This window comes from Kitasatospora sp. NPDC001132 (assembly GCF_053598415.1).
The window spans coordinates 112,636-127,281 of the sequence record NZ_JBSFKF010000015.1 but is presented as its reverse complement, the minus strand read 5'-3'; the positions used below and the strand labels follow the sequence as shown (position 1 = coordinate 127,281).

Below are 14,646 nucleotides of genomic sequence, written 5' to 3'. Positions count from 1 at the left end.
CCTCACCTGGGAGTGGAGTGGACGGGCGGACGGCGGTCGTGCAGGGCGTCCAGGACGGCGAGCGGATCGGCGGGGAGCGCGGGCAGCAGGCCGGGGCGCGGCGCCCAGGGCTTGACCCGCGCCCCGTGGTAGTCGGACCCGGCGGTGGCGACCAGGCCGAGCCGCCCGGCCGCCTCGGCGAGCCGGGCGCTGTCGGCCGGGGTGTGCCAGCTGGTCCACACCTCCAGGCCGGCCAGCCCGGCGGCGCGCAGCGGCTCCAGCAGCGCGGCGCACTCCGGGGCGTTCAGACCGGCGGTGAGCGGGCCGGGGTGGGCGAGCACGGCGACCCCGCCCGCCTGCTCGATCCAGCGCAGCACGTCCACCAGGTCGGGGTAGCAGGGGTGTTCGACGTGCAGCGGCCGGCCGGGCCGGCACCAGTCGGCGGCGAGGCGCGCGAACCGGTCGCCGCCCTCGGTGTACGGGGCGAACCTGGGGTCGCCCCGCGCGGCGTCCAGCAGCAGGGCCAGGTAGTCGTCGACGTGGGCCACCCGGTCGCCGCCGATCCACCGTTCGACCCCGGCCCGGTCCAGCGGCACGCCCAGGGCCCGCACCCGCTCGGCCCAGCCGCGCCACCACGCCAGCTCGGCGTCGTGGACGCGCCCGATCCGCCGCCGGAACGGCCCGTCGCCGGGGTCGACGAAGTAGGCCAGGCAGTGGGCCTCGCCGCCGCGCCAGACGGTGGTGATCTCGCAGGCCGGCACCACGGTGAGGCGCCCGTCGGCCGCCCGCTCGAAGGCGGCGACGCCCGCGAGGGTGTTGTGGTCCGTCACGGCGGCGACCCTCAGCCCGGCCTCCACGCACCGCCGGGCCAGGTCGGCCGGCGCCTCGTCCCCGTCCGAGTGCCGGGTGTGCAGGTGCAGGTCGACCGGGGTGGCCAGGGTGGCGGGCGCCCCCCGCGTCGGCGGGCTCCCGGCCATCAGCGGGCTCCGGGCAGGGTGCGCCGCCAGGAGGCGGCCAGCCAGCGCTCGTACGCGGGGCCGGACGGCTCGTCCACGACCAGGCAGAGCGGCTCGATGATCCGCCCCGCGCCGCCGGCCAGGCCGCCGTGCAGCATGGTCAGGTTGTGGCCGAGCAGCAGGTCGCACTGCTCGCCCGGGGCGAGCACCTCCCAGCGGCGGCGGAACCGCGCCCAGGTCAGGCCGGTGGCCATCAGTACCAGGTGGCAGAAGAGCCGGGCGGCCTCGCCCCGGCACTCGCCGCAGGGGCAGTCGCGGGCCAGTGGCGCGGCGGCCGGGTAGCGACGGCGCTCCTCCTTCGTCAGCTCCGCCTCGCCGTGGTGGAAGGACAGGCCGTGCCAGAGCGGCTCCTCCAGCCCGAGCATGGCGCCCACCGAGGGGTAGGCGCAGCCGTGCTCGGGCTGGCGCTCCAGGCCGCGGTTCAGGTTGTCGCCGAGCCAGCGCGCGGCGGACGCCACCGGGTCCGCGCCCCGGTCGACGCCGCGCCGCTCCAGCACCTCGCTGATCACGCCGAGCCAGTCGTAGTACGTGGTGACGCTCAGCCCCTCGCCGACCTCGGGCAGGAAGATGCCCTGGTACATCTTGTGCGCGGGGGTGGTGGTGTACCCGGAGTCACCGTAGGTGCGCCGGGCCGGGTCCCAGTCGGGGGCGTCCCGGAGGCTGGGCGTCAGGTACGAGCAGTGCTGCCCGTCGTGGTGGGGCAGCAGGGTCCGGGTGGGGTAGCCCTCGGGCACGTACGTCTGCTGCGCCCGGTCGACCTCCAGCCGCATCCGTTCGGGGGCGCCGCGGGCGATCAGCGCGGTGCGGACGCGCTCGACGATCCCGGTGGACAGCCGGCGGCTGTCCTCGACCCCGAGCCGCAGCCGGCCGATCCGGAAGACCGCGTAGCCGACCCGGTGGACGACCTCGACGGCCTCGGCGGCGAGCGCGTCCAGCGCGCGCTCGCGCTCGGCGGGGGCGCCGGAGACCAGCGGGGTGCAGTCGAACTGCGCTTCGTGGGGCGTGAATCTCACCGGTGCTCCCGGGGTGCGGAGGGGGTGCCGCCGGTGGCCCAGGGCGCGAGTTCGGCCGGGGCCACCTCGGTGCGGAACAGGAACTCGAAGAGCAGCCGGGCGGCGATCTGCGCGGTGCCGCCGGACGGGTCGTAGCGGGGCGCGATCTCGGCGACGTCGAGGGCGCCGACGGGCAGCGCCCGCAGCTCCTCGTAGACGTCGAGGAGGTCGCCGATGGTGATGCCGCCCATGGTGACGTGCCCGGTGCCGGTCGCGGCGGCGCTGTCGAGCACGTCGATGTCGAGGGAGACGTAGACGGTGTCGCAGCGCGAGCCGAGTTCCTCGATCACCGGGCGCAGCGCCGCGGCGGTGCCGTCCCGGGTGATCGCGGAGCCGGGCACGACGTGGAAGCCGCGTTCGAGCAGGCCGCGGAACTGGTCGTACTTCGTCACGTCCCCGACACCGACGAAGGCGATGTCCTCGGGGCGCATCCGCGGGATCTCGCTGATCCGGCGGGAGTTGGAGCCGTGGTAGAGCGGGCCGTGCAGGGTGCTCCAGTTGCCGAAGTCGAAGTGGTGGTCGATGTTGACGAACCCGACCCGGCCGGCGCCGCGGTCGAGGCGTCCGGCGCGGAAGCCGGCGAAGGTGGGGAAGGTGCAGGAGTGGTCGCCGTTGAGGAAGACCAGGCGCGGGGCGTCGCGGCTCAGGCGGCGGCTCTCGGCGGCCACGGCCTGGAAGGTCTTCACCGTGTCGGTCGGGTAGACGTGCAGGTCGCCGGCGTCCGCGACGCGGGGCGCGCGGTAGCGGAAGGTCCGGCCGGTGCGGGTGTCGAGCATCCGCCACTGGCCGAGGCTGGTGAGGTAGCTGGAGAAGACCAGGCTGGCCTGGCGGACGGCGCGCGGCCCCTCCGCGGCGCCCGGCCGGGAGCTGGCGGTGGCGTCGAACGGAACGCCGGACACCACCCAGCCCGCCCCGCCGACGTCCACCCGGTCGGCGGTGGTGGTCGGGGCGCCGAACAGGGTGCCGACGCCGGCCCAGCCCGGCAGCGGGTCCTGCTCGAAGTCCTCGGGCGAGACGCTGTGCTGCAGGGCCTCGAAGTCGGGGAGTTCGGTCATGTCAGTCCTTCCGCACGGCGGGCACGGGGACGGGTGCGGGCCGGGGGCCGCGGATGACGTCGTGGGCGGTGGCGATCTTCTCCTGGAACAGGTCCCAGCTGTCCTGCGGGGACAGGTGCCGCGGCCGGTAGACGACCGGGGCGTCCTCCCGCCAGTCGGCGAAGTCCCAGTTGAAGATGCGCTCGCGCAGCCTGGGGAAGTCCGGGGTCAGCGGGTACGGCACGAAGTTGTACAGGTTGAAGAGCCACAGCGCCGATTCGTTCTCCCGCATCCAGGTGACGGTCTGGCCGTGCGAGGCCTCCGTCTCCTCGTCGAGGCCGCCCATCATGTTGAGGACGACCTTCAGCCCGGCGTCGCTGAGTTGACGGATCTTCGAAGTGTAGTCGTCCAGGCCGCGGGAGAGCTTGTCGAGCCGCTTCAGCATCTGCGAGTCGGCCGACTCGAAGCCGAGTTCGACGGCGACGACGCCGAGTTCGAGCATGGCGTCGACGATCCACTCCTTCACCTGCATCACGTGGGTCTGCACGATGAACCGGTGGCCGGGGCGGTCGCGGAAGACGTCCAGCAGGTTGCCGACGGCCTCGCGGGACTGGCCGAAGGTCTTGTCGCCGATGTAGAAGAGCCGGGTGTCCGGGAACCGGGCGGTCAGCTCGTCCACCTCCCGGGCGAGCGAGTCCCTGGCGACCAGCGTCAGCTGCCTGCTCCAGGCGTCGCCGCAGAACGAGCACTGGTACAGGCAGCCGTGGCTGGCGTTGAGCCGCAGCAGCGGCACGCGGCCCTGGTAGCCGGCGAGGTGGCGGTAGTCCGGCGCCCAGGTGATCCGGTCGGACACCAGCCCGGGCAGCAGGGGCTTCTCCAGGCTTCCGCCGGAGCCGGAGGCGAGTTCGACCAGCCGGTGTACGAAGGCGGCGTCGAGCTGGCCGCGGTGGACGGCGTGCACGGCACCGTCCGGGGCCAGCGGGGCCATGTTGCCGCCGAGGACGACGCGCCGGCGGGCTCGTTCCAGCCGCTCGGCCACCTCCAGCGCGAGGCGCAGGTTCTGGGCGAGCGGGGACATCAGCACGAGGTCTCCGGCGGCGGTCGCGTCCAGGAGCGGCTCGGCGCACCGCTCCGGCTCGGCGGGGGTCCGGGACAGGTCGCGGAAGACGGAGTCCAGGCCCGCGGTGTCCAGCAGGGCGGTCAGGTGGGCGACCCACAGCGGCATCTCCCACAGGCCGTCGGTCGGGATGAAGTACTCGGGCAGCATCGCCCGGAAGCGCCGGTCGTAGTCGTCGTAGTAGCGCGCCAGCTTCGGGTCGGGGTCGTGGCTCGAGGGGAAGGGCAACTGGACGATGCAGCTCTTGGTCATGGCGGTGCCTTCGGTCGGTGAGGGCGTGGCGTCCTCGACGTGGAGCACTGGTGGTGGAGCACGGGAGACGGAGCGCTCGGCGTGGAGCGCTCAGGGGGAACGGCGTGAGAAGACCGCACAGCGCAGCTCGCTGGTGTGGCGTTCGCCGCCGATGTCGAGCCAGAGGTGTTCCGGGGCGGGGAGCATCTCGGTGAACTCCAGGGCGGCGGCCGTCCTCCGGGCGAGCCGGAAGACCTGCCGGACGACGAGGGGCGATTCCCAGTCGACGTAGACCGGTTTCGGCTCGCCGGGGATCTTCAGGAAGCCGCGGCGCGGCAGGCCGAGTTCGCGGCGCAGCCCGCGGGCGGCGGCGAACTCGGCGGCGTCGCCCCTGGACCGGTGGACGCCCGGGCTCCAGCCGCGCAGCGCCCCGGCGGGGATGCGCCAGCGCTCCCGGTGCAGCACGACCCGGCCGCAGCGGATGCGGGGCAGGTGGTCGCGGTCCCGGTCCCGGACTCCGACGCCGCCGAAGTGCCGGGGGAAGGCGAACGGGGAGAGCGGGTCCTGGCGGATGCCGGGGCCGCCGGCGAGCGGGGCGAGCAGTTTCAGCCGGCCCGTCAGGCCGTGGGCGCGCAGCTCCACCCGGTCGGCGGTGGCCACCAGGTACAGCCGGTCGGGCCGCAGGACGTCGCCGCGGGCTTTCGGGGAGCGCCCGTACACCTCCAGGTCCGGGCAGGGGTAGGTGAGTTGGGCGGCGGTCTTGTCGGGGTGCGAGCGGGAGAGGTCGACCAGCACCTCGTCCTCGTCGAGCAGCCCCCGGTACCGGGCGTGGATCCCGTCGAGCAGCTCCGGCGCCTCGGCCTGGAGCAGCGGGGCGAAGCTCGAGTGGGTGAGCGCCTCGCGGACGGCGTGGCAGTCGCCGACGACGGCGAGGAACTCGCCACGCCCGATCGCCGCGGCGTCCGGCGCGGCGAGCATGACGTCCGGGTTGCACAGCGCGGGCGGGGCGGCCGGGTGGCGGGCGAGCAGCTCCTCCAGCCCGGCCCGCTCGACGACGCTCTCCGGTCGGCCGTCCTCGGCGCCGTCCAGCAGCAGGGCGACGACCTCCCGGTCGAGCGCCGCGATCTCCCGGTCCACCTCCTCGCACCGGGCGGCGAGCAGCGGCCGGTCGGCGAAGAAGGCGGCGTAGAAGTCCGCCAGCGGTACGGGCGTGCCGAGGCCGAAGCGCCGCGCCGTCCAGTGGTGCAGGATCGCCAGTTCGCGGCGGACGCGCAGTCGGGGGACGAGCAGCGTCAGGTCGTAGACGGGGGAGAGCTCGCGGCTGACCAGTTCGGCGACGTCCGGGCCGAGGACGACGTCCCGCACCGGGCTGTAGGCCTCCTCGTGGAGGATGCCGCGGTCGGCGTAGTGCCGGCCGCCGGAGCGGTGGGCCGGCGTCCCGGCGACCTCCTCGAAGGCTTCCTTGAGTTCGCCGAGCAGGGCCGCGCGGCCCGCCGTCGGGCCCTCGGCGAAGCGGCGCAGCCCGTCCTCGAAGCGGCGCACCACGGCGAGGTCGGGGGAGCCGTCGGGGAGGTGCCCGGCGAGCGAGCGCAGCACGTCGGTGGATCCGATCGGGATCTCCCAGCGCCCGACCAGCCAGTCCTGGTCGACGAGTTCGGCGAGCACCCGGTCGAAGGTGCGGTCGGCCGGGCGGTCCGGCCGTCCGGCCCAGTCGGCGCGCAGCCGCGCCACCGTGCGCTCGCCGTCGCAGCGCTCCCAGAGCCAGCGTCGGTGGGCGTCGAAGGTGTCGGTCCTCACCGCGACGAAGCGCCAGCCGTCCGGCATGCCGGTGGTGGCCTCGAACGCGTACAGCCGCACCACCGGGCCCTCGGCGAAGGCCAGCGGGCGCCGGCGGGGGCGCACCGTCTCGAAGGCCTCCGGCCGGGCGCTGAAGACCGCGGCCATCGCCTCGCCCGCCCAGTGGCTGAGCCGGGCGACCCGGCGCAGCGGGCCGGTGGACCAGGTGATGCCGGCGGGGCCCCGCGGGGACGTCCGGGCGACGGCGAGCGGGCCGAAGTGCGCGTGGGTCTCGTTCTTGGTGGTGACCCGCTGGAGGTACATGGCGAGCAGGTCGGTCATCCGCCTGACGTGTCCGTCCGAGCCGGCGCCGCCGGAGGCGATCCAGGCGGTGAACTCCCCGAAGCGGGCGTCGTTGGACAGCAGCAGGACCTGCTGGAGGGAGGGCTCGCGGAAGAGGTCCAGGACCGCCCCGCGGGCGGCGGCGAGGGCGGCGCCGTGCTGCCGCTCGAACGCCGCCCAGTGGGTGTCCAGGGCCCGTACCGCGTCCTGGTAGCGCTTGGCCGAGTCCAGGGCGGCCGGGCCGAGTTCGGCCTCGAGCCGGGCGAGGTCGGCGGGCGGGAAAGGGCGGAGCATGCCGACACCGGAGGCGAGGTCGCCCCGGGTGCCGGCCCGCTCCGCACGCAGGGCGGCCTTCAACCGCCGCCCCAGCTCGACGGCTTCGTCGCGCAGGGCGAGCACGGTGTCGGCGGCCCGGGCGGTCGGGGAGTCGACGACGCGGTCCAGCAGGGAGAGCGGGTAGCCCGCGTGGCGCAGCATCGCGACCGGGGCGAGCGACCACCCGCCGCCGCCCCGGAGGTTCCGAGCCTCGTCCATGATCGCCCCCAACGGCCGTTCCGGTCACGACGGTTCGCGACCAGACCATTCTGGCGGCAATCCTTCGTGTCGGCACCGTCCGGACGGGGGAAAGCGGCCGCGGTCGGTGCGTCGGGAGATCCGCGCGCGGGTGGCCGTCGGACGCGGTGGTCGGTCAGTCGGCGGCGACCGCTCGACGCGTACGCCGGAAGGGGCGCCCTCGACGGGACGCCCCTTCCGGGTGGGCCGGGGCCCCGCGGGTCAGGAGTGCGCGGTGAGCAGCGCGGCCAGCCCGTCCAGCCCCCGGTCGACGGTGGCCGGGTCGACCTGGCTGACGGAGAGCCGCAGTTGGTGCTCCCCGCCCGCCCCCGGGTAGAAGTGCGACATCGGCGTCCAGATCACCCCGTACTCCGAGGCCGAGCGCTCCAGCAGCGCGTCGTCCACCACGCACGGCACCGTGAGCACCAGGAAGAACCCGCCGCGCGGCTCGTTCCAGGTCACCCCGCTGCCGGGCGGGAAGCGCCGGGCCAGGCCCTCCAGCACCAGCGCGAGGTTGCGCCGGTAAAGCGCGGCCACCTCCGTGTTGGCGGCCCGCAGGCTGTGGCCGTGCTCCAGCAGCGCGCCGCCGATCACCGCCTGGGCGATCGGCGAGGTGTTCACCGTGGTCATGCTCTTGACCATGCCGAGCAGGTCGGCGAACAGCGCGGTGCCGCCCTGCCCGTCCGCCACCAGCTGGTCCGCCACCACGTACCCGACCCGGGCACCCGGCAGGGCCGTCTTGGCGAAGGAGCCGAGGTGGACCACCCGCCGCCCGGTGTCCAGCGCCTTGAGCGAGGGCAGCCGCTCCTCACCGGCGAAGACGCAGTACGGGTTGTCCTCCAGCAGCAGGAAGTCCTCCTCGCCGGCCAGCGCCAGCAGCTCCCGGCGCAGCTCCAGCGGCAGGCTGGCCCCGCTCGGGTTGGCCACGTCCGGCACCAGGTACAGCGCCCGCGGGCGCAGTCCCTCGGCCCGGGCGGCGGCCAGCTGCCGGCGCAGGTCGGCGAGGTCCACGCCGTCCGGGCCGTCGGCGACGGCCCGCACCGGCAGGTCGGCCAGCAGCGCCGCGCCGGTCAGCCCCACGTAGGTGGGGGAGACGGCCAGCACCACGTCCTCGGGGCCGCGGCGCAGCGCCCGCAGCACCAGGAACATCGCCTCCTGGCAACCCACCGTCACCACGATCGACTCGGCGGGCACCTCGATGCCCTCGTCCGTCGCGAGGTGGGTGGCGATCAGGTCGTGGATGATCCCCTTGGTCCGCCCGTACTGGAGCACCTGGCGGCGGGCCTGCTCCTCGGTCAGCCCGCGCTCGGTGCGCAGGTGGTCGAGGTAGCGGTCCAGGTGGCGGTGGACGGCGTCCGTCTCGAAGAACTGCTCGGCCGGGCGGCCGGCCGCGAAGGAGACCGCCTCCGGGTAGCGGATGGAGATCTCGTTGAGCAGGTTCATCGAGGTCATCGCCGGGTCGGCGAGCGAGGTGTGCAGGCCCGCCAGCAGCAGGTCGTGCGGTGCGGAGGTGGTGGTCACGGGGTGCTCCAGGTGGTGCAGGGCAGGGTGGTGGTGCGCAGTTCGGCGGCGGCCCGGAGGTCGGCGCAGCCCGCGAGGCCGAGCGCGTGCCGCAGTTCGGCGGCGAGCAGGTCGAGGACCTCGGTGCAGCCCGCCTCGCCGCCGGCCGCCAGGCCCCAGATCAGCGGGCGTCCCAGCAGCACCCCGGTGGCGCCGAGGGCCAGCGCGGTCAGCACGTCCGAGCCGCCGCGCACCCCGCTGTCCATCAGTACCTGGCAGTCCTCGCCGGCCAGCGCCTCGGCGACGGCGGGCAGGACCGTGAGCGCGGGCACGGCCCGGTCGAGCTGGCGGCCGCCGTGGTTGGAGACCACCACGGCCGCGGCGCCGATGCCGGCGGCCCGCCGCGCGTCGGCCGGGTCGAGCACGCCCTTGACCACCAGTGGCAGCTCGGTCTCCCCGCGCAGCCACTCGAGATCGGCCCAGGTGACGCCGGGGGAGAGCAGCTCGGCGGTGTGCGCGGCCACCGCCGAGACGGCGGTGGTGGACCGGTGCGCCCGCCCGGCGGCGCCGCCCTCCAGCAGCGCCGCGCGGACGCCGTCGGGCAGCGCGAAGGCGTTCCTGGCGTCACGCAGCCGGCGCCCCATGTACGGCACGTCGGCGGTGACCACCAGGGCCTCGCTGCCGGCCTCCTCGGCCGCCCTGACCAGGTCGAGCAGCCGGCCGCGGTCGCGCAGCCAGTACAGCTGGAACCAGAGCGTGGCACCGGTCTTCGCCAGCTCCTCGAAGCCGACGCTGCTGAGCGTGCCGACGGTGAACGGCACGCCGGCGGCGGCCGAGGCGCGGGCCGAGGCCAGCTCGCCCTCGGGGTGGAACAGCCGGTGGTAGGCGACGGGTGCCACCGCCACCGGCAGCGCCGCCCGGCTGCGCACCAGGGTGGCGGCGGTGTCCCGGGTGCCGACGTCGGTCAGCACCCGGGGCACCAGGCCCACCCGGTCGAAGGCGGCCCGGTTGGCGGCGAGGGTCAACTCGCGCTCGGCGCCGCCCTCCAGCCACTCCCAGACCTCGGGCGCGAGCACGGCCCGGGCCCGGTCGGCGTACTCCGCGACGGACAGCGCCGGGCGCACGTCGGCCGGGGGTTCGCTGCGGACGGACGCGCTCATCCGGCCACTTCGCCGGCGTTGCGCTGGAGTTCCACGGCCTCGTAGAGGGCGCGGATGTTGTTGCTGCCGAAGTTGCGGGCCCGGATGCGCTCGATCACCTCGAAGAAGAAGGTGTTCCGCGGGTGCTGGGAGCGGGTGAAGATCTGGAACAGCTGGCCGTCGTGGTCCTGGTCGACCAGCAGGTTCAGCTCGCGCAGCTGCTCGAAGGAGTGCCGCAGCGGCGTCAGGCGGTCCGGCAGCGCGTCGTAGTAGGTCTGCGGGGTGCGCAGGAACGGCACGCCGCGCTCGGCCATGACGGAGACGGAGTGCACCGCGTCCTCGGCGGCGAAGGCGACGTGCTGCACCCCGGCGCCGTCGTGGCCGGCCAGGAAGGAGGCGATCTGGCCGCCCGCGTCGGCGGTGAGCGGCTCGATCAGGGTGAGGGTGACGCTGCGGTCGGCGCTCTGCACGACGGCCGAGTCCATGCCGAGCGCGCCGACCTCGACCCGCTCCTCGAAGATCGTCCGGAAGCCGAAGACCTCGCGGTAGCGGTGCTCGGTCTTGCGCAGCTCGCCGAACGGGACCAGGACGGCGAAGTGGTCGACGGAGCGCAGGCCGACCTGGCCCTCGCCGGTCAGCGGGGCCGGGTCGGGCAGGCCGGGGATGCGGCCGGCCGGGACCTCGGGGCCGCGCTCGATCAGGGTGTGCACCACGTCGCCGAAGGCGTCGACCACCGCGGTGACGCAGCCGTCGGCGGCCTGCGGCTCGCGCGGGGCGGCGGCGCCGCGCGCGGTCAGGACGTGGAAGGCGTCGGCGGCGTCCGACACCCGCAGGCCGAGGGCGCCCACGCCGTCGCCGTGGCGCTCCAGGTAGTCGGTGGCCGGGTGGCCGGCGGCCAGCGGCTGGGTGACCAGCAGCCGGATGTCGGACTGGCCGAACAGTGCGGAGAGGCAGCGCTCGGCGGCGTCGCCGCGCTCGGTCGGCGGGACGAGCAGCTCGAAGCCGTACTCCGCGGTCAGCCGGGTGGTCTCGGCGCCCAGGTCGGCCACGTAGAACTCGACGTGGTCCAGCGCGACGGGGATCGGGGTGGCGGCGGGAGAAGAACGGTCGGTCATCGGAGGAGCTCTCTCGTGAGGAGGACGGGAGGTGCTGAGGGGTGATCGGGTGATCGGACGTGCGGGGTCGTGCAGGTATGTGGGGTGGGGCGGGGCGGGTACGCCGGGGCCGGTCAGCCGGCCTGGAGGTCCTTGGCGTCCTGCCGCTCGGCCGGGCCCTCGGGCGCGGGCGCGCCCTCGGGCCGGGGCTCGGATGCGGATTCGGGCCGGGGCCGGGGTTCGGGCAGGGGTTCCGGCCGGGGCTCGGTTTGGGGTTCGGTCCGGGGCTCGTCCTTGTCCTTGTCCTCGTCCTTGTCCTTGTCCTCGGACTCGGACTCGGACTCGGACTCGGACTCGGCGCCCGGCGGCTCCGTCGGGGCCTCCGGCTTGCCGATCAGGTGGGCGGCCGCGAGCAGCGCGCCGACCACCATCACGCCCAGCACCACCCGGAAGTCCAGGGCGGCCACCAGGCCGGAGCCGACGCCGACGGCCAGCGCCTGCGGTGCGGTGAGCGAGAGGTTGACGGCCGCCTGGGCGCGCCCCATCAGCTGCGGCGGGGTGGACGCCTGGGCGGCGGTGGCCAGCCCGACCATGGCGGCCGGGATGCCCGCGCCCGCGATCACCAGGCCGACCTCCACCACGTACAGCGACGGGGCGAGCAGCAGGACGGTCCCGAGGCCGAACACCGCCGACCCCGCCATGACCGTCCGGCGCGGCCCGAGCCGGCCGATCAGCAGACCGCCGACCACCGAGCCGCCCAGCGCGCCGACCGCCTCGGTGGTCTCCAGCACGCCGAGGAACTGCGGCGAGCGGTGCAGCCCGTGCTGGGTCAGCGCGAACAGCACCGGCTGGAGCAGGCTCAGCACGAAGCCGGAGACGGCGGTGGCCGCCACCAGCGACCGCAGCCCGACCGAGGCGCGCAGGTGGACGAAGCCGGCCAGCACCTCGCGGCGCCACCGCAGGCCCGAGGGTTCCGGCTTGACCTCCTCCACCCGCAGGGTGAGGAAGCTCAGCGCCGCCAGCAGCAGCACGAGGAGGTCGGCCACGGCCACCGCGTGCCCGCCGAACCAGCCGTAGAGCCCCGAGCCGACCAACGGCGCCACCAGGGTGGTGCCGGCCCGGGCGCTCTGGGTCAGCCCGGCCGCCGCGCCGAAGTCCTGACGCTCCGTCAGGATGCTGCGCAGCAGCGCGCTCTGCGCCGGAGCCAGGACGGCCCCGGCCAGACCGCAGACCGTGGCGGTGCAGTAGATGATCCAGACCGTGTCCCGGCCGTCGACCAGCAGCAGCGGCAGCAGTGACAGCGCCACCGCCAGGTTGACCCCGACCAGCAGCGGCCTGCGGCGGACCCGGTCGGCGAGCAGGCCGCCGAGCGGCAGCAGCAGCAGCGGCGCGGAGAAGCAGAACAGCACCAGACCGGCGGCGGAGTTGCTGCCGGTCAGCACCTTGGCCCAGATGCCGAGGGCGATGGAGAGGGCGCTGTCACCGAGGACGGACAGGGTCTGCCCGACGAGGTAGCGCCGGAACTCCGGGCGGGCCAACAGCGGGTGCATGGCGGTTCCTTCGCTGCGCCGACGGCGGCGCTTCGGGGTGTGCGTGGGTGTGCGGTGGTGCGGCGTGCGGGAGGTGCAGGACGTGCCTCAGGTGCGGGCAGTTCCGCAGGTGCGGGGAGTGCCCGGGGTGCGCCCTGACGCACCCGGGGTGCTCAGGGCGCCGGGCGTCAGGGTGCGACGGGGTGGGCCGGGGCGAGCGGGGCGACGGCGGCGAAACCCTCGATCACCGCGTCGTTGGCGTCCTTCTCGCCGATGGCGACCCGGATGCCGAGGCCCGGGTAGTAGCGGACGGCCACGCCCAGGCGCTCCAGCTCCGCGCGCAGCGGCAGCTGGTCCCCGGGGGCGTCGACCCACAGGAAGTTGGTGACGCTGGGCGCCACCGTCCAGCCCAGCCGCAGCAGTTCGGCCCCGGTGCGCTCCCGCTCCGCGGCGATCTCGGCGATCCGGTGCGCCATCTCGTCCCCGGCGGCGACGGAGGCGAGCAGGCCCGCCTCCTGGAGCCGGTTCACCGCGTACGGCACCTGGTGGTCCCGCACCCGCTGGGCCACGGACTCCTCCGCCAGCGCGTAGCCGACCCGCAGCGCCGCGATGCCGTGCGACTTGGACAGCGTGCGCAGCACCACCAGGTTCGGCCACTCGGCGATCCGGGCCGGCACGTCCGGGGCCTGCCAGCCCTGGGCGAAGTCGACGTACGCCTCGTCGAGCAGGATCAGCGCGGTGGACGGCACCCGGCGGAAGAACTCCGTCAGCTCGGCCCAGGAGTAGACCGTGCCGGTCGGGTTGTGCGGGTTGCACAGCACGACGATCCGGGTGCGCCCGTCCATCCGCTCGGCCATCGCCGCCAGGTCGTGCCGGGCGTCGGGGCCGAGCGGGACCGGCCGGGCCTCGGCCCGGGCGATCTCGCAGAACAGCGGGTACGCGTCGAAGCAGGGGTCCGAGTGCACCACGTTGTCGCCGGGCTCGACGACCGTGTGGAAGAGGTCCAGTGCCACGCCCGCCGAGCCGTGGCCGACCACGACCTGGCCGGCCGGGACGCCCTGCCAGTCGGCGACGATCCCGGCGATCCGCTCCGGACGGAAGTCAGGGTAGCGGTGCACGTCGGCACTGGCCTCGGCGAGCGCGGCCCGCACCGACGGCAGCGGCGGGTACGGGTGCTCGTTCTGCGCCAGCAGGTATCTGGCGCCCGACGGGGCGGCCATCAGTCGGCCTGGAGGACGTAGAGCCAGGAGTGCGGGGTGGCCAGCGCCTCGACGCGGTCGATCCGCAGGCCGGCGTCGGTGAACAGCTGCTCGTAGGTGGCCTTGGTGTGCAGCGGCACGCCCATCATCGCGTGCGCCAGCTCGAAGCCGACCGAGAAGACCGGCTGGGCGCCTTCGGAGGTGCCCGGGTCGCGCAGCATGGTGTCGCCGAGGACGAAGGTGCGGGCCTTCGGGAAGGCCTCCCGCATCCGGGTGAAGATCGAGGAGCGGGTGGTCGGGTCGGCCAGCAGGTCGTGCAGCAGGAAGAAGCTCATCACGGTGTCGACCTCGGCCACCTCGGCGGCCTCGGCGTCGTTGTCGATCTGGGTGCCGAGCAGGCCCAGCACGTCCGCGCGGACGGCGGTGACCCGGTCCTGCATGCCGGCCTCGACGATGTCGCGGCGGGCGATGTCGGTGGCCGGGCGGCTGATGTCGATGCCCAGGCCCCGGGTGCCCTCGCGCTGCGAGACCACGCGGCGCACCCGGGCGGAGGTGCCGGAGCCCAGATCGGCGATGGTGCGGAAGTCGATGCCGTTCAGCACGTCGGTCAGCTGGGCGGCGAACATCGACTGGTCGCACTGGGCGGAGCCGAGGGCGACCATCGCCTCGTCGCGGAAGACGTCCTCGTTGTAGCGGTGGGTGCCGGCGCTCAGGTGGCCGGCGCGGCCGAACACGTCGTGGTAGCCGCCGACGGCCCAGGTGAAGTAGCCGCGCGCGGCGGCGATCTCCAGGCCCGCCTCGGTGGGCAGGTAGGCGTCGCCGTCGGCCTTGAGGTAGCCGTAGTCGGCGGCGGCGCGCAGCACGGCCTCGGTGCGGGCGGTGTCGCCGGCCTGGGCGGTGGCCTCGGCGGCCGAGAGCGGCTCGCCGCGCCCGATCGACTCCAGCAGGCCGATCCGGTCCAGCGCGAAGATCACGTTGGCGGCGATGAAGCCGTTGTAGGCGTCGGTCGAGGTGATCGGCGACGGGGTGATGCCACGCCAGGTGTCGGGGATGGCCGCAGTGGTCATGGTGGTGTCCGTTTCTCCG

11 protein-coding genes are annotated in these 14,646 nt (G+C 74.8%); all 11 read right to left on the bottom strand.

The genetic code is table 11. The features are described 5' to 3' along the window. Nucleotides 1-2: 2 nt before the first annotated feature. The 11 genes from ACWDBE_RS21330 to ACWDBE_RS21280 all read right to left on the bottom strand — a co-directional run bounded on the left by ACWDBE_RS21330 (nucleotide 3) and on the right by ACWDBE_RS21280 (nucleotide 14,627). The gene (locus ACWDBE_RS21330) at nucleotides 3-956 is read right to left on the bottom strand and encodes a PHP domain-containing protein (protein WP_449788679.1); all 954 of its coding nucleotides are present in this window, start codon (nucleotides 954-956) and stop codon (nucleotides 3-5) included. Beyond that, on the bottom strand, nucleotides 956-2,008 hold the full coding sequence (locus ACWDBE_RS21325; RefSeq protein ID WP_449788678.1) for a hypothetical protein: 1,053 nt from the start codon (nucleotides 2,006-2,008) through the stop codon (nucleotides 956-958). Before ACWDBE_RS21325 ends, ACWDBE_RS21330 begins: the two co-directional genes overlap by 1 nt. After that, entirely contained in the window at nucleotides 2,005-3,102 is a 1,098-nt protein-coding gene (locus ACWDBE_RS21320; protein ID WP_449808783.1) for an arginase family protein, read from the bottom strand. Before ACWDBE_RS21320 ends, ACWDBE_RS21325 begins: the two co-directional genes overlap by 4 nt. Nucleotide 3,103: 1 nt before the next feature. Continuing rightward, nucleotides 3,104-4,450, bottom strand: coding sequence for a B12-binding domain-containing radical SAM protein (locus ACWDBE_RS21315; protein ID WP_449808782.1), 1,347 nt, complete (start codon nucleotides 4,448-4,450; stop codon nucleotides 3,104-3,106). Between the two features lie 90 nt (nucleotides 4,451-4,540). Further along, complete coding sequence (locus tag ACWDBE_RS21310) at nucleotides 4,541-7,081, bottom strand: lantibiotic dehydratase (RefSeq protein ID WP_449808781.1); 2,541 nt, start codon at nucleotides 7,079-7,081, stop codon at nucleotides 4,541-4,543. A gap of 240 nt (nucleotides 7,082-7,321) precedes the next feature. After that, nucleotides 7,322-8,551 carry an aminotransferase-like domain-containing protein gene (locus ACWDBE_RS21305; protein ID WP_449788706.1) on the bottom strand — a complete coding sequence of 410 codons (1,230 nt, stop codon included), beginning with the start codon at nucleotides 8,549-8,551 and terminating at the stop codon, nucleotides 7,322-7,324. Nucleotides 8,552-8,616: 65 nt separating this feature from the next. Continuing rightward, nucleotides 8,617-9,759 carry an alpha-hydroxy acid oxidase gene (locus tag ACWDBE_RS21300; RefSeq protein ID WP_449808780.1) on the bottom strand — a complete coding sequence of 381 codons (1,143 nt, stop codon included), beginning with the start codon at nucleotides 9,757-9,759 and terminating at the stop codon, nucleotides 8,617-8,619. Continuing rightward, nucleotides 9,756-10,853: a 4-hydroxyphenylpyruvate dioxygenase gene (hppD, locus tag ACWDBE_RS21295; RefSeq protein WP_449808779.1), complete on the bottom strand. Its 1,098-nt coding sequence runs from the start codon at nucleotides 10,851-10,853 to the stop codon at nucleotides 9,756-9,758. The genes ACWDBE_RS21300 and hppD overlap by 4 nt, the downstream gene beginning before the upstream one ends. A 113-nt stretch (nucleotides 10,854-10,966) precedes the next feature. Next, nucleotides 10,967-12,382 (bottom strand): MFS transporter, encoded by a 1,416-nt coding sequence (locus ACWDBE_RS21290; RefSeq protein WP_449808778.1) that lies wholly within the window; start codon nucleotides 12,380-12,382, stop codon nucleotides 10,967-10,969. Between the two features lie 167 nt (nucleotides 12,383-12,549). Further along, complete coding sequence (locus ACWDBE_RS21285) at nucleotides 12,550-13,581, bottom strand: pyridoxal phosphate-dependent aminotransferase (RefSeq protein WP_449788671.1); 1,032 nt, start codon at nucleotides 13,579-13,581, stop codon at nucleotides 12,550-12,552. Next, nucleotides 13,581-14,627, bottom strand: a complete 1,047-nt coding sequence (locus ACWDBE_RS21280) for an SAM-dependent methyltransferase (protein WP_449788670.1) — start codon at nucleotides 14,625-14,627, stop codon at nucleotides 13,581-13,583. Before ACWDBE_RS21280 ends, ACWDBE_RS21285 begins: the two co-directional genes overlap by 1 nt. Nucleotides 14,628-14,646 lie beyond the last annotated feature (19 nt).

What these genes read in the sequence shown, in the direction of transcription:
- ACWDBE_RS21330 (WP_449788679.1), bottom strand. Translation starts at nt 956, where the DNA reads ATGGCCGGGAGCCCGCCGACGCGGGGGGCGCCCGCCACCCTGGCCACC.
- ACWDBE_RS21320 (WP_449808783.1), bottom strand. Translation starts at nt 3,102, where the DNA reads ATGACCGAACTCCCCGACTTCGAGGCCCTGCAGCACAGCGTCTCGCCC.
- ACWDBE_RS21315 (WP_449808782.1), bottom strand. Translation starts at nt 4,450, where the DNA reads ATGACCAAGAGCTGCATCGTCCAGTTGCCCTTCCCCTCGAGCCACGAC.
- ACWDBE_RS21310 (WP_449808781.1), bottom strand. Translation starts at nt 7,081, where the DNA reads ATGGACGAGGCTCGGAACCTCCGGGGCGGCGGCGGGTGGTCGCTCGCC.
- ACWDBE_RS21305 (WP_449788706.1), bottom strand. Translation starts at nt 8,551, where the DNA reads ATGACCTCGATGAACCTGCTCAACGAGATCTCCATCCGCTACCCGGAG.
- ACWDBE_RS21300 (WP_449808780.1), bottom strand. Translation starts at nt 9,759, where the DNA reads ATGAGCGCGTCCGTCCGCAGCGAACCCCCGGCCGACGTGCGCCCGGCG.
- hppD (WP_449808779.1), bottom strand. Translation starts at nt 10,853, where the DNA reads ATGACCGACCGTTCTTCTCCCGCCGCCACCCCGATCCCCGTCGCGCTG.
- ACWDBE_RS21290 (WP_449808778.1), bottom strand. Translation starts at nt 12,382, where the DNA reads ATGCACCCGCTGTTGGCCCGCCCGGAGTTCCGGCGCTACCTCGTCGGG.
- ACWDBE_RS21285 (WP_449788671.1), bottom strand. Translation starts at nt 13,581, where the DNA reads ATGGCCGCCCCGTCGGGCGCCAGATACCTGCTGGCGCAGAACGAGCAC.
- ACWDBE_RS21280 (WP_449788670.1), bottom strand. Translation starts at nt 14,627, where the DNA reads ATGACCACTGCGGCCATCCCCGACACCTGGCGTGGCATCACCCCGTCG.